The following is a 23,304-nucleotide window of genomic DNA, read 5'->3' as shown; positions in this document are numbered from 1 at the left end:
AGACCAACCGCCGCATCGTCGACGTGATCTCCGACGTCAACCTGGCCTACTCCGAGCACGCCCGCCGCTACCTCAAGGACACCGGCTGCGCCCCGGAGCGCACCTACGTCACGGGCTCTCCCATGGCGGAGGTCCTGCGCGCCAGCCTCGAGAAGATCGAGGCCTCAAAAGTGCTCTCCGAGCTCGGCCTGGAGCCCAAGCGCTACATGCTGCTCTCCGCCCACCGCGAGGAGAACATCGACACCGAGGCCAACTTCACGAGCCTGTTCACCGCCATCAACGCGCTCGCGGAGAAGTACGACATGCCGATCCTGTACTCCTGCCACCCGCGCTCCCGCAAGCGCCTGGAGGCCACCGGCTTTAAGCTCGACCCGCGCGTGCGCATGCACGAGCCCATGGGCTTCCACGACTACAACTGCCTGCAGATGAACGCCTTCGCGGTGGTGTCCGACTCCGGCACGCTGCCCGAGGAGTCCAGCTTCTTCGCGAGCGTCGGCCGCCCGTTCCCGGCGGTGTGCATCCGCACCTCCACCGAGCGCCCCGAGGCCCTGGACAAGGCCTGCTTCACGCTGGCCGGTATCAGCGAGCGCGGCCTGCTGCAGGCCGTCCACACCGCCGTCGAGCTCGACGCGGAGGGGTCGCTGCCCGAGGCCCCCGTGCCCGACTACGCCGACGAGACCGTGTCCACCAAGGTGGTCAAGATCATCCAGAGCTACACAGGCGTCGTGGACAAGATGGTGTGGAGGAAGGCTGGGAGGTAAGGCGTGTCAAAGAGGGTCCTATTCATATCGTCTTTCCAATTCCCCGAGGGCGATGCCGGAGCCACCCGGCTCCTTATGCTGGCTCGCGCTCTTCGGATGCAGGGATGCGACGTTGAACTCTGCGGCATGGGTGACGAGTCAGTGTTCGACGGCTTTAAATGCTACACGCTCAACCCTTATCCCGATAATAAGTTTCTTAACTGGGCAATGTGGAGGCTGATGGGCCAAAGGGCTGCTTCTTTCGTGCGCGCACACGTCGATGAGTACGACGCTATCGTCTTCTCTTTTCTTCCTGCAAGGTCGCTAGAGGCGATGAAGGCGGCGTGCCGAAGCCGCGGAACTGTCTTTGCCGGGGATTTCACCGAATGGTTTGAGCCCGAGCAGTTCCCGAAGGGCGAGCGGGACGGTGGGTATCGTGATCACATCAGGCTTCTCAAGCAGGCCGTTGACCCTGCTGTCAAGGTCATAGCCATCAGCAGCTATCTCCAGCGCCATTTCGAGGCGATGGGCTGTAACGTCCTGCGCGTCCCCGCCGTCCTCGATATCGAGGAACTTGCGCCGCGCGATATTTCAGTCCGGCCGAAGGGCGAGGTGCGTTTGATGTACGCGGGATCGCCTGCAAAGAAGGACGCGCTCCACATCGTGCTCGCGGCGATAAGCGAGTTGTCCGCGGAGGAGAGGGGGCGTCTGCGACTTGACCTGTATGGTGTGACCGATGGTCAGGCGCGCGGGCTTATGCGTGACGGTGAGCCTTTGCCGGAGTGCGTTCGTGCTCACGGCCGCGTTCCGCGCTCCGAGGTCATCGAGGCGCTGCATTGCAGCGACTTTACCATCTTGATGCGCGACCCCTCGAAGACCTTCGCCCAGGCGGGCATGCCAACCAAGGTGACAGAGAGTCTCGGCAGCGGCGTCCCCGTGATTTCGAACCTAACGTCCGACCTTGGCGAGTTCCTTTCGGAGAGCTCGAACGCCGTCGTGGTCGATGGCTACTCCGCGAGTGCGTGCGCCAACGCCCTGAGGCGCGCCATCGTACTTTCACCTGCCGAGCTTGCACGCATGCGCGGGGAATCGGTTTCGACTGCAAGGCAATTGCTTGACTACCGCGCCTATTCCAACCAATTGGCCTGCTTTCTGTTTGGTGAGAAAGGATTTTAAGAATGCGCTTAGCCTGGGTATGCAACAAGGCCCCTTTGCCGGTTTCGCGAGCCGCCGGGATTGACGGCGGTGTATTCGGCGGATGGCTTGACTCGACCGCGTCGAGTCTCTTGGGCATGGATGGCACGGAACTGCTCGTCCTCTTCCCTGGCGGGGAGGAAGTGTCTGGACATGCGGGTGCCTTGTCCTTCTGCTCGTTTCCCGCGGATGTTCAGCCATCGTGGTTCGCTGATAGACTGAAGGCCTTCAAGCCTGATGCGGTGCATGTATGGGGGACCGAGGCCCCGCATTCTCTCAAGGCCGTCGAAGCTGCCTGCAAGCTAGGGATCGATGCCTCGACGGTGGTCTCGATTCAGGGCCTTGTGTCGATATACGGCCGATATCACTACTCCGAGGGCGTCCCCGAACCCGTGATGCGCCATCCGAGCTTTGGGGATTTCATTCGCCGCACGTCGCTGGAAAAGGCGCGCCTGGCCTTCATCCGTCACGGTGAAGCCGAAAGGGAATGCCTCAGGCTTGCCAAGCACGTTATCGGTCGCACCGAGTGGGACAAGGCTTGCGCTTACCAAGTGAACCCGAATGCCAAATATCATCACTGCAACGAATCGCTGCGCGACGAGTTCTACGCCGGCGACTGGAAATTGGATGCCGTTGAGAGACATAGCCTTTTCGTCAGCCAGTGCTCATATCCCGTAAAAGGCTTCCACTACGCGCTTCAGGCACTTTCCATGCTCAAGGCTGACTATCCAGACGTTGTCCTTTACACCACGGGGGAGACCGTCTTTCGCGACAGTCTCAAGCGCAACCTGGGGCGCAACTCCTATCAGCTGTACATCGCGCGCCTTATAGACGAGCTTGGGCTTCGAGATAACGTTAGGTTCCTCGGTCCGCTCGATGCGCATGCGATGCGTGATCGCTACCTACGCACGCATGTCTTTGTGTCGCCCTCGACTATTGAGAATTCGCCTAATTCTGTCGGGGAGGCGATGTTGCTCGGCTGCCCAGTCGTCTCGTCGAACGTTGGTGGGGTTTCCGATCTGCTCGATCATGGCAAGGAAGGCTTCCTCTACCAATCGAGTGCCCCTTATATGCTTGCCTGGTACGTCAAACGACTGTTTGACGATGATTCTTTGGCTATGGAATTCTCCCATGCTTCGCGTGAACGTTCATCCAAGACTCATGATAGGGACGCCAACCTCTCTACATTGCTTCGCATCTATGAATCGATTTCTTCAAGTGGAGGGTCTTTCTCGTGAATGAATACGTCAAAAGTGACGCTGTGAGGTATGGCGTCGTTCCAACCTTTCGAGGAGTCGCTTCCGAATATCTTAGAAACAAGACGTTTCGTTGGCAGGTTGCATTCAGGCTTGTGAACTCTACTGGTATCGAAAAGCTAATCGGTGCGTTTCTCTGGAAGATCAATCGCAACCGTCAGAACATTCAGATTCATCGTAGAGCCACCGTGGGTTACGGCTTATATATTGGACACAACGGTCCCGTTGTCGTAAACCCCACTGCTATCCTGGGCAACAATGTTAATTTATCCCAGTTCACGACTATCGGAGCTATTGATGGTGATGCTGCGGTTATCGGGGATAACGTCTATATCGGTCCCGCCTGCAGCCTAGTCGAGAATGTTCATATCGGAGACAACGTCACCATAGGTGCTGGGAGCGTTGTCACGAAAGATATTCCAGCTAATGCCACGGCGGTCGGTAACTACGCCAAGGTCGTCAACTTTAATAACCCTGGAAGGTATGTGAGGAATAGATGGGAAGTGTGATAGCAGCATCAGGAAAACGAAGATCTGCCACGAATCGTAACTCAAACATTGAGTTTCTACGCTTATTGGGCATGGCATGTATTCCCCTTAGCCACTTTCCCTGGGATTACGACTCTCTTTCCTCCGCTTGCACTCCGGGGGGGGGGATAGCGCTGTTCTTGGTGAATTTACTATCCAACTTCGGTGGGCTTGGTGACTGTCTGTTCTTTGGCATCAGCGCATGGTTCTTATCTGAGGAGATCCAGGGACTTGGGAAGAACGTCAAACGCGTCTGCACGCTCGAGGCGCAGCTTTTGTTCTATGGGACAATCCTATTTGCGACAACGTTGGCGACTCAATGCGCAGTAGGAGGTTCTTTCTCGCTGGGCGGTTTGTGCCACGCTTTGTTTGGTGCTTTCTTTCCCTTGATGTCTTCGCATTGGTGGTACACAACGAGCTATGCGATTTTCCTGCTGCTCTGCCCCTTTTTAAACGAGGGGCTTCGTTCGTTGGACAAACGGGCACATTCGCTTCTTTGCTTTGTCCTGTTGCTTCTCTATTCTCTGTTCCCATTTTCTTTTCTAAATGGGTTAATTCGATTCGATATGTCCTATTCAGTTTGGCTATTTGTTTACCAATACGTATTAATAACCTGTCTTCGATGGCATTATTCAGAGTTTCTACTGAATGGGCGCCTGGGAAAACGATTGTTGGCATTGGGACTTGCGTTGGGAATCGGGACACAGGTTCTGTTTGGGTTTCCGTTGCTGATTATGGGCAAATCTATGCTTAGTCATCAGCTTTGGCTTAATACACCGGCGTGCCTTCCCCCGATGTTTCTCGCGCTTGGTGCGCTGACAATCGCATCAACGAAAAATCCCCGGACTAATCTGATTATCAATAAGGCGGCTACCGGCACGCTGGCCGTTTACCTTATTCTTACTGACACGGTAGCATCTCGTCTGATCGGCGGCGCCGTGGGCTCTTTGGGCCTGAATGGCATGGCGTATATGATGTTCTCGCTGGCTGTGGCGATGGGAGTATTCGTTTTTTGTATTCTCTTTGATCTTCTACGCCAAAGGCTTATGAGGCCCTTTTGTTCGATGATAAACAGAGCTGCGGAGTGGGTTATCGTGCTTCTGCACGAGATAGCAATGGCTACTTATGGGAAATGCTTGCGGTTGGGAAGGGACTAGCAAATAGTCAATTTCAGTATTTGGGAGAAACATGAATAAACAACGTCAGTCAAATTTCGAGCTGCTGCGTATTGTTTCGATGATTTTAATAGTTTTGCATCATTTGGGTTACTATGCGCCGGCTACCGCTGACGATCCCATTAAGACGGGTGTTTTATTGCTTCTTGCATGGGGGGGGAGCTCGGTGTAAATCTGTTCATTCTGATATCTGGTTATATGACAGCTTGCTCGACCTTCAAATCCAGATCGCTGTTGCGCGTGGTATTTGAAACAGTGTTTTATTCAGTAAGCATTCTTTTGCTTTATCTGATCTTTAATCCAGCTGTTGTTGACAGCGGCTCTAACGTTGTCAAGTCTTTCATTCCTTGTATTAGCTCAATGTATTGGTTTGTAACTTCATATATCGGCATGGTTATTGTTAGTCCGGTCTTGAGGCTACTATTGAATAAGCTCAGTCAAAAGCAGCTTTATAGATTTTTAATTTTCATGTTTGTCCCTTTGTCGGTTATTCCGACGTTTACCCATATGGATTTTATTGTTAATGGGTTTGTATGGTTCGTTTATCTATATCTAATTGCTGGATATATTCGTCTTTGGGGGATTTCGTGGTCTAGGCGCCTGGATTATAGACTGATTGGCATTTGCTTTGCCGTCATCTATATATCCAGCTTTGTAATATCTTGCGCTTGTGGAGTTCGCAAGATGCCCCTTACTGCAATGAACTCGATTTTCATGCTGTGCATATCCGTTTGCGTGTTTAGAGCTGCATCGGAACTAAAAATTGGTTCAATCCTTTCTATCAATATGCTGGCATCTGGTTCTTTCGCTGTTTATTTAATACATGAAAACTGGCTGGTGAGAAAGACGTTGTGGCCGTCTCTTGCCTCGATCTATAGTTCTCCCTCTATCGTGTTGCTATTCGAGGGCATTATTTTCACCTGTGCGTTATATGTTGCTTGTGTTCTATTGGATCTAATGAGACAGAGGTTTTTTGAACAGCCTTTGTTTAAATTTATCGACTCTTGTTTCGTCGGACGTATGCTTGATTCATTTGATGAATGGGTTAATTCAATCGAAGGTGAATAGTCCGGTAAGGCAGAAATTACTTATCGGATTGAAGGAAGTGCGAATTATCTTTCGGGGCATCGCTGCCGGTCGGTGCCCCGGTGCCGTGAAGATTATTTCGCAAATTGTTTTATTCGGCCAGCAGTGGGTGGGCCCCGTCCTCCTGCAGAACTCCGCGAGGTTGCATGCCTGCGGGTCGAACCCGTCGCCCTCCTCCGCGGCCATCTCCCGGAGCGCCGCGTCTATAATCTCCTGTAGGTCATCGTGTCTCTCGTTCACCTCTATGGTCCTCCTAACGCCGGCGTGTTGGCGCCACCAGCGTAGTGGCGGCGGGGAGGCGCGGTGGCCATTATTCGGTAATCGGGATTGGTCAAAATCGTTTGACTATCAGTGGCTAAAATCGCCCGGCGCTAACAGTGCCTATTCCAATCCGCATGTTGTTAGGGATGCGCAGGTCCTTGTTCTGCAATTGAGTGCTTGCTAAAACTGGCCTTTTTGCTGTTTAGCATTGACTGAAAAGGGAATAAAGTTTCCTGCCCATCGCGAATTGGCGATGGGGTGCGCTACTGCCGTCAATATAGCAAACGACGAAATTCCGACGTTCGCAACATTGACGCCAGCGTTGCCTGCGGCTAGCCGGATAAGGGCTTCGATGGTCATAAGTACCAATTCCTCGCTTTCGTCTAGTATGCCATAGGCAAGCATTGTTTTAGGTGGCCGCGAAAGCGTTGGTTGCACTTGCTGCGCCTTTGATTAGCCTGTCCGGGGAGGGTTAGCCGCCGCTTGTTGATCCGGACAGGTTGATTTATTTGGGGGTATTTTGGCCGAGTTCGATATTGCTCGTATTCCTCGATATAGTTCCAAAAGCTCATATGCCCATTTTGATTATAGGGTTTCTTTTGCCGAAGCTCAGACCAAGATCCTAGATCCAGGGTACGTTTCCGACCACGCGTTCTACCCTTTAATTTCCAACGAGATCATTACTGTTCGGTATCGTGGAGGTAAGCGAAGCTACAAGGTTCGCAATATCGCTTATGCCTCGCATTTTGATCATCGCGTCTTCCAGTACTACTCTTATCTTTGGTCGGACTTATATAACAAGAAGGCTATTGCCGAAGAGTTTAATGAGGTTGCCGTAGCATACCGCTCTTCGCTTTCATCAGACAGCGCCGTAACTGCTGCCAGCAATATTTCCTCAGCTAAAAAGGCCTTCGATTATATACGCGAGCAAGATTCGGCTTTTGTGGTTACGGGTGATTTCGAGAGCTTCTTCGACAATTTAAATCATGCTCATTTAATGACGTCGTTGCGTTCGTTGTTTCCCAGTGGACGCTTGCCGGACGATCATTATCAAGTCATTAAAAATATCCTCCGCTATTCGTGCTGGCCTATTGCTGATTTGGCTGCTCGACATGAATTGCCATGGCCAGCAATCGATCCTACTCGGGATAAAATGATCAGCGATGCAGCTATCGAGCTTCGGTTCAAGTCTATTCGCGAACTTAATAAGCTGGATGTTATCTTGCCAAAGTCTGAGTTTCTTGTAAACAAAAGTAAGGTTATCACCAGACCGTGGAAGCGAACGGGTATTGGGCTGGGAATTCCTCAGGGTCTTGCCGCAAGTGGAGTGCTCGCTAACATCTATATGGCCGATATCGACATGAAAGTCAAGCTTGCCGTTGAACGGGTTGGCGGCTTGTATCTTCGCTACTGCGATGACTTTATTATTGCCGTTCCAAAGTCTGGCTTTGATGCACTTGTAGAGGCCATCAATCTAATGGCCGATGTTGATTCCGTTAAACTGCAGCCTGAGAAAACCAAGGCGTTCCGGCTTGATGGCGACGGAGTTGCTCAGCTTGATTTTGAAAGCGTTCGTGCGGGTAAGGTCCTTTCGTACTCCGGTGCACATCCGGTGCAGAAAATCAGTTTCCTGGGATTTGACTTTGACGGGCGCGTTGTAAGACTTCGACAGTCTACGGTTGGAAGGTACTACAAGCGTCTCAATAAGGCTGCCGCAGCGATTGCGCGTTCTAATCAGGGGGAGGGGAGACATGCGTCCAAGAAGCGGGTCTCTGCTCTGTATCAACATTATTCGCCACTTGGTATTAAGGGAAGAAGGTTGTGCCCATCGGGTGATGCGGACCCTTCTGCATTTTTTCGCTATGGGAACTTTCTATCCTACGTGGCGAGAGCCCAGAAGGCGTTTCCAAATGATCCGATTCCCCCCGATGAGGCTAAGATTTACAGGAAGATTAAACGCTTGAGTGCTCGGGCATTTTGCTGCTATAGCGCCGATCGATTTCGACTACAAATAGACAATTAATTAAACCAATTAGTAGTTGCCCTTAATCGTTGCCCCTGCGGGGCTTCGCCTTACAACTTTTCAATGTCAATTGCTTGATATTCTGTTCACTAATAAAGAATGACCGGTGGGGGGCGTTATGCACGATAAACCATGGCTTACTCCTGAACAACAGATTGAGCATTTGGAGCGTAAGGGCGTAGCGTTCAACTTGATGAGCAAACAAGAAGCTCTGAGTTATTTAAAACATAACAATAATTATTTCAGGCTCCGGTCGTATAACGTTTAGTATGACGTAAGAAATGCTGTGACAGGACTTAAGCTCCAAGATGTGAATGTTAAGGCTGAGCTATCAAACGATCGGCTACAGCATATTGCGACTACGTTGTACCTTCACAGCACTATGGCTTCAATCGGGGTAAGGAGTAATAAAGGAAAACAGCTGCGCAGGCTAGCTGAAAGAATGTATCGCAACGAGAGCTACTATCTTCGTAATGACCAAATAAGAACTGGTTTCGCATTTATTAGCGGCCTGATTAATGGCTGGTTTGTGAATTAGAAAATAGTCTCTTTTGGGAACAAGACTATAGCTATAATACTCACTCACAATACAAAGAAGGTTGATACCTTCTTATCGGGGATGCATCCACTGGGTGTGTCCCCGTTTTCTTTTGATTGAGTAAGACGAACTGTCTGTTTGAGGCGGGGAACTCCTCATGAGTCCAGCGTTTATCGTTGTGCCCCGATTATTCAATATCAATGTTGGTATGCGTTTTTGGGCGTGATCGCTATTACGTGCGGGCGCTAGGGCCGGCGTGGTCCTCTGCAAAATTCGATGACTATATTTCAGTCAGTTCTCTTATTAGGTTACAGACGGTTGTTTCTATTGAGCTTCCAGAGGAAATACATGGGGTTCTCTTTTGCCTTGGCTTCTCGCAAGAAATCTGCGGATTGAGATGCAACGGCCCCTATGCCGTCAGCCCCGAGGATGGTCATGACATCACAAGGTGATGCGACTCCGTATTGCCCCAATGTAAAGCTTGCAATTCCGATAGCGGCTTCAATGCCTGCGGAGGTGACTAATCGGGATCGTTCGTTTTTCATCACCAAAGATATCTTGTGAAGCTCGGGCTCTATTAGGTCGTTCTTTAGGTCAGTTAATGTTGAACTGTCGATGGGCCTTTCGCTCAGGCCTTTGGACAAGGTATCCCTAAACACAAGAAACGACTCTTCGTTTCTAATGCGGCAATCAAGGATGCTACGCAATGTCGCATTTTCAGCAATGGGGAGGGGACAAGATAACCGGCGAATGGGTAGGGTCTGATCCTTTCGAGGATAAAGGGTGGAAGTTGCGGACTCGAGGAACTCAATCTGAGCGGGACGAGTGGTTAAATACGAGCTATTCGAAAAATATGGATTGACGAGGGCTTGGAAGCAATCGTTCAACAATGGCAGTAAGAGAGCCACAACGCCACCGTTTTCCAGCATGTCTCTATCCAATCGCGTTTCGCCTTGGCTTGCATAGAGCGATTCGTATTCAGACGGGATTTCCAGGAAATCGACATCTATCTCCTCATGGGACCCATATGCATCCATTCCCTCAATCGCTACATACAGAACCCCATCCGGCGCTCGTTTTAAAGTGCACGTGGTAGAGGAGCAAAATTGTCGTACGAGATCATCCCAATAACTCGATATCAATCCTTTTGCTTTTGACTCTCTTTCGATTTGTCGCGCCAGGCATTTTTCGCAAAGAGGAATATAATTGCTCGAAAATCCGAGTATTCCAGCTTTGACTATGTCTTCGACTCGCATAGTCAAATAGATCCCGAATGCAAGTTCATCGACTGAGACATAATCATCGTGCCCCATTTCGAATGCCGAATCTATAGGACAATGAATCAGGGTTTTATCTGCATACAATGCTGAGAACTTTGCTAAGTGGTAAACGTTTTGCTCTCGACAGGCATAGTCAGTGCAGGGGAATTTTCCCCCTTCAAGGGTGGAGTCAACAGAAAAATTGAATAGGGATTGATTTTCGAATTTTTCGATTGGGATAAGGGGTGCAAGGCTCCTAGTGAAGGCGTCGAACCTCCTTTGCCCCAGTTCTTCTAGGTACGCATTTATTTCGGCAAGAGAGCTGTTCTTGAATGCGGCTAGATAAGAATAAAGGTCATCGTATGCATGAGTCGTCATTTCGCTCACCTACACTAAATCAAAGATGAAAAGAAATTTGTCGAGCTTTTGGTTGTAGGAAATGTCCGTCTTTCCATCCTTGATTCTATCAGCAACGGGGAGGCAAGGAGGCAGGAGCTCGGCAGCCTATACTCGACCGTTCAGAAGCGCGTGTACGAGATCCTGTCGTGACGCGCGAGCAGATACGAGAAGGGCTGACGTGGGGTGTGGCCACGCTGCTGGCCGCGCTCCTATGCCTTTCGATTTCGCCACTCGTGCTACTGTTTGCGTTTGTATGGCGTTTGGGCAAAAAATTAGGGCCGAACCGCCAAACGGCTCCGCCCTTATAAAACCCGGAGGTTTTGACATCTGATGCCATTTTGGGCGAGCGGACGCCCAGGTGTCAACGATTTTCTAGACAAAGTCGAAATGCGACACGAGCGCGTTGTTGCGCGCGTAGAGGTGTCGCGCAAACTTCGGGAGCTGCATAGTCTGCAAGTTGCGTACGGGTATGCGGCTCAAGCTTGCGAGCGACTCTTGATTTGATATGTCTTAGAGCATATGATCATAAGAAAACTCTGATATTCAATTCAAAAACAACGATAGGATGTTGAGGACAATGCTTTGCCAGTTCACCTTTAGGAACTACAGGTCCTACCGCGACGAGGCGGAGCTGTCCATGCAGGCGACGCCGATGAGGGAGTTCGAGCGTTCCCTCATCGAGTGTACCGACGGGCAGAGCTTCCTGCCGGTGGCCGCGGTGTACGGCCCCAACGCCGGCGGCAAGTCCAACCTTCTCGAGGCCCTCGACTACGTGCGATCGGCGGTGGCCAGGCCGGTCTGGCTGTTGTCCGCCCGCGCCGACGCGCCCGAGGGGGAGCGCCCCACGATGGCTCGCTGTTCGGCGTTCGCGTTCGACGACGTGTCGGTCGCCGAGCCCACCGAGTTCGAGCTCTACTACCGCGCAGGCGAGCACGAGTACCGCTACATCCTGTCCGTGCACGCCGACGAGATCGTGTCCGAGGGGCTGTGGCGGCGCAAGCTGGGCGCATCGCGCACGGCGATGCTGTTTGAGCGCGAGGGCGCAGAGGTTGACCTCGGCCCTACGCTGCGCAAGCTCGCGACGGCCGCGACGTTCAACCCGAACCTGCCGTACCTGTCGTTCCTCTGCATCAACTTCGACGCGCCGGTGGTCAAGGAAGCAGCCAGCTGGTTTCTCGGTGGGGTGTTCCTGAACTACAACAGCTCTTATCTGGAGCGGGCGCTCGAGCAGATGCTCGACGAGGCAGACTCGCCCGAGGTCACGCGCTTCCTGCGCGCCGTGGACGTGCGCATCGGCGGCTTTAGGGTGGAGAAGGCCCCCGAGGGGCGCGGCCAGCGCGTCTTCGTGAGGCACGACGTGGATGGCAGGGGCTATGAGCTGCGGCTGCCCGAGGAGTCGGCCGGCACGCAGAAGCTCATGGGGCTGGCGGCGTTTTTGCTGGCAGCGCTCGAGCGCGGCAGCACCGTGATCGTCGACGAGCTGGATGCCAAGCTGCACCCGAAGCTTTTGCGCTACGTGATCCTGCTGTTTAAGGACCCCGAGGTCAACAAGCACGGCGCGCAGCTCATCTTCTCGTCGCAGGACGTGTCCACCATGCGAAACGACGTGTTTCGCCGCGACGAGATATGGTTCGCAGCGCGCGGCGAGGGGGAGGCCAGCCAGCTGTGGTCGCTCGCCGACATCCACGAGGCCAACGGTAACCTGGTCAGCAAGAACGCAGCCTTCGACAAGCAGTACCTGTCGGGCCGTTACGGCGCCGACCCGTACCTCACCCGCATCGAGGAGTGGGACTAGCATGGTGGCGAAGAAGGCGAGGGACTGGCGCAGCGGCAGGCGCGAGGGCCGCTCTCGCATGGTCCAGATGACGCACCACCTCGTGGTGAGCGAAGGCAAGGAGACCGAGCCCCGCTACTTCGAGGGCGTGCGCGCGGCGCTGGATGCGGCGAACGGCCGCAAGGTCTCCATCGTCGTCAAGGGAACCGGCAAGCACACGCTCGACCTGCTCGGCTTCGCCGTCGAGCACTGCCGCTACGCGCCAGAGACGTTCGACCACGTGTGGCTCGTGTTCGACAAGGACGACTTCCCAGCGGCAGACTTCGACGCGATGGAGCGCAAGTGCGCCGAGCTCTCCGACGGGTCGAGGACGTTCCATGCGCTGTGGTCGAACCCCTGCTTCGAACTGTGGCCGCTCCTGCACCTGCGCTACACGTCGGCTCCGATGTCGGCGGCGGAGTGCCAGAGGGCGCTGTCGCAGGCGATGTCGAAGGGGTTCGGCGTCGACTACCGAAAGAACATCGACGGGCTCTTCGACCTCATCGAAGAGAATCGCGAGGAGGCGTTAGCGAGGGCCGCGCGCCTGGACGGCCACCACGACAGCCTCGGCAACATGAGGCCCTCGGACCGGAACCCGGCGACCAGGGTCGGGGACATATTCGAGGAGCTGGGGCCCTACCTGGGGTGAAATAAGTTTCGAGAGCGAAAGGAGCACTCGCATGAACAGTCGCCATCGTGACCTGCGAAGCGCTCCTTGAACTTATCGATTCCCCTCATGATCGCCTCCAAGCACTCGGGTCATAACGTTCTCGATTTCGCCCGCGACGCGCGGGCCGTCTCTCTCGTCGACGGCTGCGGGATTCCTCAGGAGAACGCGGCGGTCGCGGCGCTTCTCTTCATGAAGCGATTGACCGTGGCGGTGGGCGTACTAAACTAACGCTACATAACAAAGCCTTTGGGCTTATCGGGGCGGGATTGCGCAAGCGGTTCTGCCCCGTTTTCTTTTGACATCTGGCTGCCGAAGGATGTAATTTCGGAAGTGCGGGGAAAAATCGCAAACCTTCGAGCACAACGCGATTTTTAGGAACAAAACCGCAGGTCGCGGAAGCGTAAAACGGGGGTCTGGTCAGCATTTCTTCGATTTTCCCCGCACTTCCGAATTTGACCGCTTGCCACACCCCGATTACGTCTCAAAGTGCCGCAAAAAGCCGTGTTCCTGCTTGATTTTGCTCAGGAATTATGCCTGAGGGGTAGCGGTTCGCTATTCTGGGCCGTGCGCCGGCGCGTGCAGGGCTCTTTGGCTCGGGCGAGAGTCTAAAGGATGAAGTTGGCATTCAAGGTTCTAAAGGCCGATTTGGGAGATTCGTGGTTATTGGATTGACGGCCCCCGAGTTCTCCCTTAAAGTAACTGTTGTGATGAGGCCTTGCGACGGTACGTCCGGCTTGGTCCGTGGGAACCGCCGAAAGGCGGTTTTCGCGTTTAAGGGGCCCATATGGATAAGCCATTTAAATCTATTGCCGAGCAGATTGCTATTCTTGAAAGCCGTGGGCTTGAATGCGATAACGATACTCGTTTAGTTCTGGAGCGTGAGGGATACTACCCGGTTGTTAACGGCTACAAGGATTTGTTTCTCGACGAACGGGGAGACCCCGGCCAAGAGCTTTTCGTTACAGGGGCCAAGTTTTCTGATATCTATCGTTTATTCGAATTCGATCGAACGTTGCGCCTGCTGATGTTTGAGTATTTTAACAAGGCGGAGGCAGTTCTTAAGACCGTCTGCTCTTATCGGTTTGCTATGGCTCATAAAGATACCCCAGAAGCATACCTTGACAGAGAATCCTATCGTGCTGATGCCGGCTATCGAAAAAAAGATCGACACGCTTATCGGTGATTTCGAGAAGGTACTATGTAGGTCTAAAAAATGGAAAAGTGATTATAAAAGGGACTACATTCGTCATTACGAAAATAATCACGACAATACGCCTGTATGGATTCTTATGAATTATTTGATGCTTGGTCAGGCATTCAAGTTTTACGAGTTCCAGCCAGAAAGTATGAGAAATTCCATTGCCAAGTCGTTTTCTGATCTCTATTCCGAGACGCATGAAGTCGATAAGCACATCAGCCCTCGTAGGCTAAGACTTGCATACGATCACATTAAAGATTTTCGAAATATCTGCGCGCATGACGAGCGTCTGTTCTGCGCTAGGGTATCTCCATCTTGCGATGTCAATTTGGTGGGTGTCTTAGGCGATCTTGAGCTAGTGCTAACTGAGGACGATTACAAGATGCTACGTCGTGAAATACTGCTTGAAACTTTTAAGTTAAGTGACTCACTCAGCGGAGATGCCAGTGCAAGGGTTCTTTTTGCTATGGGTGTCAATGATTTACCGAGCGTGTTTCCTAAGGAAATATTAGGGTTGTAATCGATGTGTGCGATTTGATGCTTGCGTTGGTGGAAACCTTACACCATCTCCTTGTGATGGTGTAAGGTGTTGTGCTGCAATACAAAAGCTTTTCGGGAGCTTTAAGGGTGACGCTTTCAATGGAGAGTGTTGCCCTTTTTATGAGTTTAATGATGCATATTTAGACGTTTTGATAATGAGGTTGCGCGAGATGCCCTGATATACCTCGTCAGTCAGGCGTGAAGTTGGGGCGTCATATGTTTGCTGCCAATAATTGAATTGACCCCTTGGTACCCGGGCGATAGAGTAAATAAGCGGTATTGACGCAGTCAACCTACGGGCCTGCGTCCTGCGGAGGGGCGGCTGTTCCTTTGGATGGCCGTCTCTCTTCATTATGCTCATGATAAGTAACTCTATTAGGCCAAGGTCGGCAGACGTAAATACGTTAATGACATCCCAATGGTTTGGATATCATTAGCGTTATCTGACAGAGAATGAGTTTTAACGGTGTATTAGGGACTAGTGTGAGTGCAGAAGATATCAGGCTTACCGATGAGGATGATGGGAAGAAATGCCACAATCATCACCTTATAGTGATTGGCAACGGCTTCGATCTTTCCTGCGGTTTGGCGTCTTCGTTTAAAGATTTCTTTGAGCCTCGGATGAGAGTCGTCGACTCACTTGTTTCGGAAGAGGGCTCTTGTGATTATGAAGCCATCAAAGCGAGAGACCTGACTGCTTGGGATCTAATTCTTAGAAGCCGAAAGGACATGGAGGCAAGAGCCTTCAATGTGAATTGGTGCGACGTCGAGACGGCTATTGCCAATGTGTTTGGCATCAACCTGCCCGAGGACGGCATCGACGATGAGGGCGTTATGATATCCGACTATGCCGTCTCGTTCGGTTCTTTGCAGGACTACCTATATCTGGCAGATGAAGTGAACACTCTCAATGCAAGTGACTATATCGAGAATCGGGTCGATGAAATCGAACGGCTTAGAGACGGCATCGATGATGGCGATCAAGGGGTTCTATTGGAGCTGGGCATTGAAGATTCAGGGGACTCGGATGCCTCAGAGGTATATTCCGCTTTATTCAGAGAGGGCTCTCATCTTTTGGGACATAGGCCCAATCCTTGGACCGAACGTGTGGAGCGCTATCTCGCTTGTGAGTACCCTCAGGTTCTTAAGGATCCTGAGGGGCAGTTGTCTTCCATCCTCATGACGGAACTTGAGCGTATGGAACATTGCTTTAATTGTTATCTCAAAGATGAGGTTGCCTGCAAAGATGGCTATTCGGATTGTTCGGATAACTTAATGCAAAAGCTGATTAAGCATACCTTGGTGGTCGATGGTATGCCCGATGATGCAGTGACTGTTCTCAACTTTAACTACACGTCTCCATATCGGTGGCTTAAACAGCAGTTTGGGGATGCCGCTCTTGTCAATATCCACGGCACGCTTGACGATGAAAGTATTTTCGGAATCGACGGTTCCGGCAATTTGGATGATCGGGATATCCTCCCGTTTACCAAGACATATCGTGTGTTGAAGTCTGCTCGAGGGGTTCCAAGCGGCTCGATTGCTTATCCTTCGCAAAGGGGAGGGGATGGTCTTGAGACATCTTCGATAGTCTTTTTTGGCCATTCGCTTTCGCGGGCCGATTATTCTTACTTTGAGTCCATTTTTAGCACGGTGGATTTGTATAGCGGGCATACCATCCTGGTCTTCCTATACTCAAACTACGCCAAGGGTGTTCGCGAGTCAGAGGTGGCCAAAGTGCTTGCCCTCCTTGATTACTATGGCAGTTCGCTCGGTATTGCTGGACATAGCAACAATCTCGCGCACAAGCTCATGCTGGAGGGCAGGCTCGTCGTTCGGGAGATTTAGGTCGATTTGCCTATGTCGGAAATGGGTCGGCTCTGAAAGTAGCCGCTGCGGTATGATGTCCTAGATGAAAAACGAATGCCTGTTATAGGCCATCGTTTTGCAAGGGGGTTCCTTCCAAACGGAGGGCATCCCCTAGTTTAATTTAGATGGAAATTGGGATGAACGACTGCGTTGTCAATCGTCGCCTTGTTGGGCCGCTTGAAGTTACGGTAAGATGTTTTCAGTGATACAGTCGCCGTGGACTCTAAGTGAGGCGGAGACAAAGAAGGGTCGTTGTTCGGTTTCCGGCAACGGCCCTTTGACGTTTCCGCGACAACTGGATGTTGTCGCGGATGCCTTCATTGCTGCGTGGGCTTTCGATCTGGGTCAGTAATTCCAGAAGTATGCGGTAAATTTCGGAATTCCTGAGCACGCTGCCCTTTCGCGCAGAGAAACCGCAGGTAGACATGTTGCGGCATCCCGGTGTGCTCGGCAAGTTTTGAATTTGCCTCATACTTCCGATTATTGGTGGCTTCAGAGCGGATTTTTAATGGCTCATACAGGTTTTGGTTGCATAACTTTTCCGCAATGGCGTATTTAATGCGAGCCTCCAGTCTCTTGCCGTAATATAATTACGGCAAGAGACTGGAGGCTCAAATGCTTAAGCGATTTACTGTTGATGGATACAGGAATTTTCCGGTTCCGGTTACGTTTGATTTCTCTGCTTCGCGTGATTATCAATTTGCGGAAAACAATGTACGCCTCGGAATCGTGACGAATGCGCTTCTTATCGGAAGAAATGCATCTGGTAAATCGAACTTCGGAGCATCATTGTTCGATATAACTCTTGGGTTTTCGAAGCAATTGGATTTTTCTAATCAGGAAGACCGTTTGTATTTAAATGCGGACTGCGGTCGAGGTACCGCTCGCTTTACCTATGATTTTGAATTCGACGGTCGTGAGATTCGCTACCGCTATGAGAAGATTGCTCCACGGGCATGGCTTCATGAGAGTCTCGCAATCGATGGTGAGTGCATCTTTGATTTTAATAATTACAAGGGAGTATTCGAAGAAAAACACCTTGATCGAATCGGGGCCGATGGGGTCAACTTTGAGTTCTCCGACTCCTCCTTGAGTCTTCTGGCATACATTACGAGTAGCCTTCCGACTGACGTTTTAGGCGTTTTGGCCGAATTGCGACATTTTGTCTCGCGTATGAGGCTGATTCGAATGGACGACGTTCGCGTAAAAGGCATCGAGACAAGAAGAGTTATAGACCGAATCATTCGTGAAGACAAAGTCGCTCATTTCCAGTCGTTTATTCGCGACTTTGGAATTGATGAGAACCTTGTTGTTGTTAAAGAGCCCGACGGTACGTCCGTTCTCTACTTTGATCACCCCATGCGATACATTCCGTTTGTAGAGGCCTGCTCAAGTGGCACAAGGACCCTGGTCAAGCTTTTTTCGGAGCTAGAGCTGAAGGAATCGGCTAGCTTTCTGTTTATTGACGAGTTTGACGCTTTTTGCCACTTTGAGATGGCTGAGAGTCTTCTAAAGTTTTTCGCATCTAAGACGTCCTGTCAGATTTTGTGCTCGACGCACAATACTTCGCTTGTAAAAAACGGTGTCATGAGGCCTGATTGTGTCTATCAAATCTCTGTAAAAGACGGTATTCGAACGTTGGCTGATTCTACGGAACGCGAGCTGAGGCTTGGAAATAACATAGAGAAGCTTCTTCGTGCTGGAGAGTTTGACTAGTCATGCGAAGCATACCGCGATTTCGATCCGCTCAAATACCTATCATTGGAAGATGCCGTTGTTCCTCCTGAGGTCATTTCTGGTCATCCGTCTTACAAGGAATGGGTCGCCCGAAGAGGAGATTCGCTTGCGGATATTGGACGGCTAGATGGTTATACCTTCGCAGGCGTAATAGCCGTTCACGCTGTGAGGGCTCTAGGGATAACTAACGAAAAAAAGACTGACTTTGATTTGGAGCGCGCCGATGATTTGGCTGAGATGGCCGCCGGGGTTAATCATTCTGTGCTCCTAAAAAAAGAGATTAATCGTCTTAATAATGATATGCTTTGTGCCTGCTGCACCTGCCTTTTCTTTATTGCAAATTGGCCCAAGAGGCTGAATGATATTTGGGGCAAAGCAACTATGCGGGGCTTGGGTATCCGTTTGTTCTAAAAGTTTTCCTTCGACTCTTTCCCGAAGTATGCGGCAAATTCCGGAACCCACGAGCACACCGCCCTTTTTGCGCAGAGAAACCGCAGGTATAGGCGTTGCGGTATCCCGGTGTGCTTGGCATGTTTAGAATTTGCCGCATACTTCCGGTTTTTGCCCCTGCGGCAGGCCGTGTCAACTTATATCCTCGATTAGATAATGGACAGAACAGCCAATTCCGTCTTCATACTAAAACGCCGGCAGGGGCGAAATTGCTCCTGCCGGCGTTGGCGTGCCTGCTTGTGCTGTTTTCGGTTCGCGAAGAGGCCCGTTTTGGACCCTTACGCCTCCGTCGGCTCCACGCCCAGCTCGTTGCGGACGAGTTCGAAGGCCGCGGCGATGGCCTTGTCCATGTCGTAGTACTTGTAGCCGCCCAGGCGACCGGCGAAGATCACGTCGCCCTCCTGCGCCGCCAGCTCCTCGTACTGCTTGTAGAGGGCCTCGTTCTTGGCGTCGTTGATGGGGTAGTAGGGCTCGTCGCCGGGCTTCCAGTCGGCCGGGTACTCGCGCGTGATGACGGTCATGTCCTGCGTGCCGAACTCAAAGTGCTTGTGCTCGATGATGCGCGTGTAGGGGACCTCGCGCTCGGTGTAGTTGACCACGGCCACGCCTTGGTGGTCCTGCTCGTCGAGCGTCTCGGTCTCAAAGCGCAGGCTGCGGTACTCCAGCGTGCCCAGCTTAAAGTCGTAGAACGCGTCGATGGGGCCGCAGTAGATCGTCTTGGCGGCGATATCGGGCTCGGCGGCGATCAGTTCCTTGTACTCCACGCCGCAACGCACCTCCACGCCCTCGAGCATGTTGGCGACCATCTTGGTGTAGCCGCCCATGGGGATGCCCTGGTAGCGGTCGTTGAAGTAGTTGTTGTCGTAGGTAAAGCGGCAGGGGAGGCGCTTGATGATGCTCGCGGGCAGGTCCTTGCAGTCGCGGCCCCACTGCTTCTCGGTGTAGCCCTTCACGAGCGTCTCGAAGATGTCGCGGCCCACGAGGGACAGCGCCTGCTCCTCAAGGTTGGTCGGCTCGCCGATGTTCTCGGCGGCCACCTGCTCGGCAATCTTTGCCTTGGCGTCGGCCGGCGTGACGACGCCCGGCCACATCTTGGCGAAGGTGTTCATGTTGAAGGGCATGTTGTACATGTTGCCGTGGAAGTTGGCGACCGGCGAGTTGACGTAGTTGTTGAACTCGGCAAAGCGGTTGACGTAATCCCAGACGTCTTTCATGGAGGTATGGAAGATGTGGGCGCCGTAGCGGTGGACCTGGATGCCCTCGACGTCCTCGGTGTAGATGTTGCCGGCGATGTGGTCGCGGCGGTCGATGACCAGGACCGACTTGCCGGCGCGCTTGGCGGCGTTGGCAAAGACGGCGCCCGAAAGGCCGGCACCGACGACGAGGTAATCGTACTGGGACATGGATATGCTCCTTTGTATGTCAATCGAACAGGTACTTAAGTTTTGGGACAAACAAACCTGATTATTTTGTTCCATGGATTAGTGTAGCAGATGTTCTTTCAGCAGCTTCAACGCATGGGCGTAGCCCTGGAGGCCTTCGCCGGTGATAGTGGCAAAGCAGGCCAGGCGGGCGTAGCTTACCTGGCGGAAGTCCTCGCGCGTCTCGACGGCACTGATGTGGACCTCGACGGCGGGGATGGCGACGGCCTTGAGGGCGTCCAGGATCGCCACGCTCGTGTGCGTGTAAGCCGCCGGGTTGATGACGATGCCGTCGACCTTGCCGTATGCCTCCTGGATCTTGTCGACGATGCTGCCCTCGTGGTTGGACTGGAAGACCTCGACCTCGTCGAAGCCCTGTGCGGAGCCGGCCTCCTTGCAGATCTGGACCAAGCGGTCGTAGTTGTCGCTGCCGTAGATGCCCGGCTCGCGAATGCCGAGCATGTTGAGGTTAGGGCCGTTGATAACGAGAGCTTTCATGGTTGCTTCCTTTGTGGTCGGACTGGGTTGAATGGAAAACCACCACGAAGGGGCCAATGAACTGCGCCCTTTGTGGTGGTTTTTGTTAGAGAGCGGGTGGGAGGGTGTCGAGGAGGGCGCGGGCGGTGTTGGCTGCGCAGTCGCGCGAGTCGATGATGTAGTCGGCCCAGGCGCGGTAGCGCGGCATGCGCTGCTCGGCCAGCTTGTCGATACCGTCGCGGGCGGTGATGGGGCGACCCTTGTGGGCGAGCTCGTCGAGCTTACGGTTGAGCATCACAATCTGGCTGTTCTGGTGCAGCAGCGGGTAGTTCTCGTCTCGCGTGACGACGCCGCCGCCGGTGGAAAGCACCAGGCCGCTGCGCTTGGAAATGTCGGCCAGGGCCGCCGTCTCCTGTTCGCGGAAGGCCGGCTCGCCGCGCTCGACGATAAAGTCGGCGCAAGGCATGCCCAGATGCTTCTCGAGGGCGCGGTCCAGGTCGATGTGCTCGCGGCCGGTGAGCAGGGCGATCTGCTCACCTACGCGGGTTTTCCCCGAGCCTGGCATGCCGATCAGGGCAATGTTCTGCTCGCGGCGAGACAGGCGCTCCGTCACGTCCAGGATGCGCTCGCGCGGGGTAACCTGGCCGGTATAGCGCTCAACGGCTTGCGCCGCCTGAGCCACAAGCATGAGCAAACCGCCGATGCAGTCGATGCCGCGACGCTCGGCCTCGAGCATGAGCCCCGTGCGGGCGGGGTTGTAGACGATGTCGATGACGCCCTCGAGCGCGTCGAGACCCTCGAGCGTGCAAGGCGCGTCGGGGCAGTGGGGGAACATACCGGCAGGTGTGCAGTTCACGAGCAACGCGGCGTCGGACTGCTGTGCGATGTTGTCGTAGTTGACCTCGCTTGTGCGGCCGACGGGCACCACGATCGCTCCCAGGTCGCCCAGCACCATACTTGCCGTGGTACCGGCGCCGCCGGTGGCTCCGAGCACGAGGACCTTCTTGCCGGCAATCTCCACACCCAGCTCCTCGACTAGGCACTGGAAACCGAAGTAGTCGGTGTTGTCGCCGCACAAGCGGCCATCGGGCAGACGTGTGATCGTGTTGACGTTGCCCATGCGTTCGGCGAGCGGGCTCAGCTCGTCCAGGTAGTCCATAACGGCGCGCTTGTAGGGGATGGTCACGTTGGTACCCTCCCACTCGTCGCCCGTTATAAAGGCTGCGAGGTCTTCGGGCTCGCGCTCAAAACGCACGTACTCAAGCCCCGCGAGCTCCTTGTAGATGGTCGGGGTGTAGCTGTGGCCCAGCACGCGGCCCAGCACCCCGTAGGGGCGGGTAGTGGCGAGGTCAGTCATCTAGAGCACCTCCGTGTAGCTGCCAAAGTAGGTGAAGCTCTCGCATACGTCGTCAATCGAGTCGAGCAGATCGTCGAGCGCCTTGCTGCCAAAGGGGCAGTCCAGATCGAAGTAGAACATAAACTCAAAGTCGCGACCGGGGATGGGGCGGCTTTCGAGTTTGATGAGGTTGATGTTGAGTGCGTAGAAGCGCTCGAGTACGCGATAGAGCGCGCCCGGTTCGTTGGCCGTGGTGATCATGAGCGAGGTACGGTTGGCGCCGGGGAAGACGCGCGGCTCGCTGCTGATGACGACAAAGCGCGTGTAGTTGTTGTCCGAGTCCTGGATGTTGGGCTCCAGCACCTCCAGACCGTAGAGCGCCGCGCAACTGCGCGAGGCGATGGCGGCGACGTCGGTGCGCTCGGAGTTGGCGACCATCTCGGCCGACATGGCCGTGTTGGGATACCTGGTGGCGTGCAGATCGTGCGCCTCGATAAAGCCGGCGCATTGCGCGATGGCCTGACCGTGGCTATAGACCTCACGAATATCCTGCAGCTTGGTGCCGGGCTTGACGAGCAGGTTGTGGTCAATCTTGAGGCGCAGCGAGCGCACAATATGGAAGTTGAACTGCGCGAGCAGGTCGTAGACCGCGTTGACCGAGCCCGCGGTGGAGTTTTCGATGGGCAGTACGCCAAACTCGCAGAAGCCGTCGCGTACAGCGCGCATGACACCTTCGAAGGTCTCGAAGAACGCGATATCGGGCACGGCAAAGAGCTTGCACGCGGCGATCTGGCTGTAGGCGCCCTCTACGCCCTGGCAGGCGACGCTGGCAGTCTGGGGGAAGGGCGTGTCGAAGGCCTCGGCAGTGGCGTGGGCCTTTTGCGAAACCGTGATGCCCTTGAGCTCATTGATGTAGCGCTGCTGCTCGGCCTTGCTCATGCTCATGAGGAGGCGGAACAGCGTGATGGTCTGCGCCTCGTAGCGCTCGGGCGCGCGGCCGGCAAGGTTGTTGAGCTTGGAGCGCTCGCGGGCAGGGTCGAAGACGGCCTTGTCCATCTCGATTTTTGATTTGGCGACCTCGGTGGCAATGTCCATGCGTTCGACAAAACTGTTGAGGAGCGTAGTGTCGATGCCATCGATGGCCTGGCGAATATCGGCAAGGTCCATGGAGGCCCCTTTCGTGAATCGTTGGCCGGGGTAGTTAATTTGGGACGGGGCTTTTTTAGCTACCCTTTGACTGTCGACGAATCGATGGGTGCCGGGGCAAATATCGACTGGCATGTGGGGGTAGCTAAAAAAGCCCCGTCCCAAATTAACTACCCTTGGGGTTGGTGG

General features: G+C 53.5%; 22 protein-coding genes. 16 read left to right on the top strand and 6 right to left on the bottom strand.

The features are described 5' to 3' along the window. The 7 genes from AAA138_RS08565 to AAA138_RS08535 all read left to right on the top strand — a co-directional run. Positions 1-761, top strand: a 761-nt coding sequence (locus AAA138_RS08565) for a UDP-N-acetylglucosamine 2-epimerase (RefSeq protein ID WP_349090462.1), incomplete at its 5' end; no start/stop codon positions are given. Positions 762-764: 3 nt separating this feature from the next. Then, positions 765-1,916: a glycosyltransferase family 4 protein gene (locus AAA138_RS08560; RefSeq protein ID WP_349090461.1), complete on the top strand. Its 1,152-nt coding sequence runs from the start codon at positions 765-767 to the stop codon at positions 1,914-1,916. Positions 1,917-1,918: 2 nt separating this feature from the next. Next, complete coding sequence (locus AAA138_RS08555; protein ID WP_349090460.1) at positions 1,919-3,172, top strand: glycosyltransferase; 1,254 nt, start codon at positions 1,919-1,921, stop codon at positions 3,170-3,172. Beyond that, entirely contained in the window at positions 3,169-3,699 is a 531-nt protein-coding gene (locus AAA138_RS08550; protein WP_349090459.1) for a DapH/DapD/GlmU-related protein, read from the top strand. Before AAA138_RS08555 ends, AAA138_RS08550 begins: the two co-directional genes overlap by 4 nt. Beyond that, complete coding sequence (locus AAA138_RS08545; RefSeq protein WP_349090457.1) at positions 3,687-4,874, top strand: acyltransferase family protein; 1,188 nt, start codon at positions 3,687-3,689, stop codon at positions 4,872-4,874. Before AAA138_RS08550 ends, AAA138_RS08545 begins: the two co-directional genes overlap by 13 nt. A gap of 31 nt (positions 4,875-4,905) precedes the next feature. Then, positions 4,906-5,064 (top strand): hypothetical protein, encoded by a 159-nt coding sequence (locus tag AAA138_RS08540; RefSeq protein WP_349090465.1) that lies wholly within the window; start codon positions 4,906-4,908, stop codon positions 5,062-5,064. Further along, positions 5,043-5,960, top strand: coding sequence for an acyltransferase family protein (locus tag AAA138_RS08535; protein WP_349090456.1), 918 nt, complete (start codon positions 5,043-5,045; stop codon positions 5,958-5,960). The genes AAA138_RS08540 and AAA138_RS08535 overlap by 22 nt, the downstream gene beginning before the upstream one ends. Before the next feature lie 459 nt (positions 5,961-6,419). Here AAA138_RS08535 and AAA138_RS08530 read toward each other — a convergent pair whose 3' ends face one another. Continuing rightward, the gene (locus tag AAA138_RS08530; RefSeq protein WP_349090454.1) at positions 6,420-6,599 is read right to left on the bottom strand and encodes a hypothetical protein; all 180 of its coding nucleotides are present in this window, start codon (positions 6,597-6,599) and stop codon (positions 6,420-6,422) included. A gap of 160 nt (positions 6,600-6,759) precedes the next feature. Here AAA138_RS08530 and AAA138_RS08525 point away from each other — a divergent pair, with 160 nt between their 5' ends. Next, positions 6,760-8,262, top strand: coding sequence for a reverse transcriptase domain-containing protein (locus AAA138_RS08525; protein WP_349090453.1), 1,503 nt, complete (start codon positions 6,760-6,762; stop codon positions 8,260-8,262). Positions 8,263-9,108: 846 nt separating this feature from the next. On the opposite strand, the gene AAA138_RS08520 is transcribed toward AAA138_RS08525, so the two are convergent. Next, on the bottom strand, positions 9,109-10,437 hold the full coding sequence (locus tag AAA138_RS08520; protein ID WP_349090452.1) for a hypothetical protein: 1,329 nt from the start codon (positions 10,435-10,437) through the stop codon (positions 9,109-9,111). 658 nt (positions 10,438-11,095) lie between these two features. On the opposite strand from AAA138_RS08520, the gene AAA138_RS08515 reads away from it, so the two are divergent. The 8 genes from AAA138_RS08515 to AAA138_RS08480 all read left to right on the top strand — a co-directional run bounded on the left by AAA138_RS08515 (position 11,096) and on the right by AAA138_RS08480 (position 18,696). Next, positions 11,096-12,253 carry an ATP-binding protein gene (locus AAA138_RS08515; protein ID WP_349090450.1) on the top strand — a complete coding sequence of 386 codons (1,158 nt, stop codon included), beginning with the start codon at positions 11,096-11,098 and terminating at the stop codon, positions 12,251-12,253. 1 nt (position 12,254) lies between these two features. Beyond that, complete coding sequence (locus tag AAA138_RS08510; protein WP_349090449.1) at positions 12,255-12,920, top strand: RloB family protein; 666 nt, start codon at positions 12,255-12,257, stop codon at positions 12,918-12,920. Between the two features lie 87 nt (positions 12,921-13,007). Beyond that, a complete protein-coding gene (locus AAA138_RS08505; RefSeq protein ID WP_349090448.1) occupies positions 13,008-13,169 on the top strand; it encodes a hypothetical protein in 162 nt (53 codons plus the stop codon). Positions 13,170-13,725: 556 nt separating this feature from the next. Next, a complete protein-coding gene (locus tag AAA138_RS08500; protein ID WP_349090447.1) occupies positions 13,726-14,124 on the top strand; it encodes an Abi family protein in 399 nt (132 codons plus the stop codon). Then, a complete protein-coding gene (locus AAA138_RS08495) occupies positions 14,060-14,659 on the top strand; it encodes an Abi family protein (RefSeq protein ID WP_349090446.1) in 600 nt (199 codons plus the stop codon). The genes AAA138_RS08500 and AAA138_RS08495 overlap by 65 nt, the downstream gene beginning before the upstream one ends. A gap of 503 nt (positions 14,660-15,162) precedes the next feature. Next, positions 15,163-16,527 (top strand): AbiH family protein, encoded by a 1,365-nt coding sequence (locus AAA138_RS08490; RefSeq protein ID WP_349090445.1) that lies wholly within the window; start codon positions 15,163-15,165, stop codon positions 16,525-16,527. A gap of 636 nt (positions 16,528-17,163) precedes the next feature. Beyond that, the gene (locus tag AAA138_RS08485) at positions 17,164-18,264 is read left to right on the top strand and encodes an AAA family ATPase (RefSeq protein ID WP_349090444.1); all 1,101 of its coding nucleotides are present in this window, start codon (positions 17,164-17,166) and stop codon (positions 18,262-18,264) included. A 45-nt stretch (positions 18,265-18,309) separates the two neighbouring features. Next, entirely contained in the window at positions 18,310-18,696 is a 387-nt protein-coding gene (locus tag AAA138_RS08480) for a hypothetical protein (protein ID WP_349090443.1), read from the top strand. A 317-nt stretch (positions 18,697-19,013) separates the two neighbouring features. On the opposite strand, the gene glf is transcribed toward AAA138_RS08480, so the two are convergent. The 4 genes from glf to pheA all read right to left on the bottom strand — a co-directional run bounded on the left by glf (position 19,014) and on the right by pheA (position 23,136). Further along, a complete protein-coding gene (gene glf / locus AAA138_RS08475) occupies positions 19,014-20,138 on the bottom strand; it encodes a UDP-galactopyranose mutase (RefSeq protein ID WP_349090442.1) in 1,125 nt (374 codons plus the stop codon). A 78-nt stretch (positions 20,139-20,216) separates the two neighbouring features. Then, entirely contained in the window at positions 20,217-20,654 is a 438-nt protein-coding gene (aroQ, locus tag AAA138_RS08470; protein WP_349090441.1) for a type II 3-dehydroquinate dehydratase, read from the bottom strand. Between the two features lie 85 nt (positions 20,655-20,739). Further along, on the bottom strand, positions 20,740-21,990 hold the full coding sequence (locus AAA138_RS08465; RefSeq protein WP_349090440.1) for a shikimate kinase: 1,251 nt from the start codon (positions 21,988-21,990) through the stop codon (positions 20,740-20,742). Continuing rightward, positions 21,991-23,136 carry a prephenate dehydratase gene (gene pheA / locus AAA138_RS08460; protein WP_349090439.1) on the bottom strand — a complete coding sequence of 382 codons (1,146 nt, stop codon included), beginning with the start codon at positions 23,134-23,136 and terminating at the stop codon, positions 21,991-21,993. Positions 23,137-23,304 lie beyond the last annotated feature (168 nt).

This window comes from Collinsella sp. CLA-JM-H32B (assembly GCF_040098065.1).
Taxonomy (GTDB): Bacteria; Actinomycetota; Coriobacteriia; order Coriobacteriales; family Coriobacteriaceae; genus Collinsella.
Note: the sequence above shows the minus strand (reverse complement) of the source record. Positions and strands in the feature narration are given on the sequence as shown.

Coding starts and splice junctions, on each gene's coding strand:
- AAA138_RS08555 (WP_349090460.1), top strand. CDS start 1,919: ATGCGCTTAGCCTGGGTATGCAACAAGGCCCCTTTGCCGGTTTCGCGA.
- AAA138_RS08545 (WP_349090457.1), top strand. CDS start 3,687: ATGGGAAGTGTGATAGCAGCATCAGGAAAACGAAGATCTGCCACGAAT.
- AAA138_RS08540 (WP_349090465.1), top strand. CDS start 4,906: ATGAATAAACAACGTCAGTCAAATTTCGAGCTGCTGCGTATTGTTTCG.
- AAA138_RS08535 (WP_349090456.1), top strand. CDS start 5,043: ATGGGGGGGGAGCTCGGTGTAAATCTGTTCATTCTGATATCTGGTTAT.
- AAA138_RS08530 (WP_349090454.1), bottom strand. CDS start 6,599: ATGACCATCGAAGCCCTTATCCGGCTAGCCGCAGGCAACGCTGGCGTC.
- AAA138_RS08520 (WP_349090452.1), bottom strand. CDS start 10,437: ATGACGACTCATGCATACGATGACCTTTATTCTTATCTAGCCGCATTC.
- AAA138_RS08515 (WP_349090450.1), top strand. CDS start 11,096: ATGCAGGCGACGCCGATGAGGGAGTTCGAGCGTTCCCTCATCGAGTGT.
- AAA138_RS08510 (WP_349090449.1), top strand. CDS start 12,255: ATGGTGGCGAAGAAGGCGAGGGACTGGCGCAGCGGCAGGCGCGAGGGC.
- AAA138_RS08505 (WP_349090448.1), top strand. CDS start 13,008: ATGATCGCCTCCAAGCACTCGGGTCATAACGTTCTCGATTTCGCCCGC.
- AAA138_RS08500 (WP_349090447.1), top strand. CDS start 13,726: ATGGATAAGCCATTTAAATCTATTGCCGAGCAGATTGCTATTCTTGAA.
- AAA138_RS08485 (WP_349090444.1), top strand. CDS start 17,164: ATGCTTAAGCGATTTACTGTTGATGGATACAGGAATTTTCCGGTTCCG.
- glf (WP_349090442.1), bottom strand. CDS start 20,138: ATGTCCCAGTACGATTACCTCGTCGTCGGTGCCGGCCTTTCGGGCGCC.
- aroQ (WP_349090441.1), bottom strand. CDS start 20,654: ATGAAAGCTCTCGTTATCAACGGCCCTAACCTCAACATGCTCGGCATT.
- AAA138_RS08465 (WP_349090440.1), bottom strand. CDS start 21,990: ATGACTGACCTCGCCACTACCCGCCCCTACGGGGTGCTGGGCCGCGTG.
- pheA (WP_349090439.1), bottom strand. CDS start 23,136: ATGGACCTTGCCGATATTCGCCAGGCCATCGATGGCATCGACACTACG.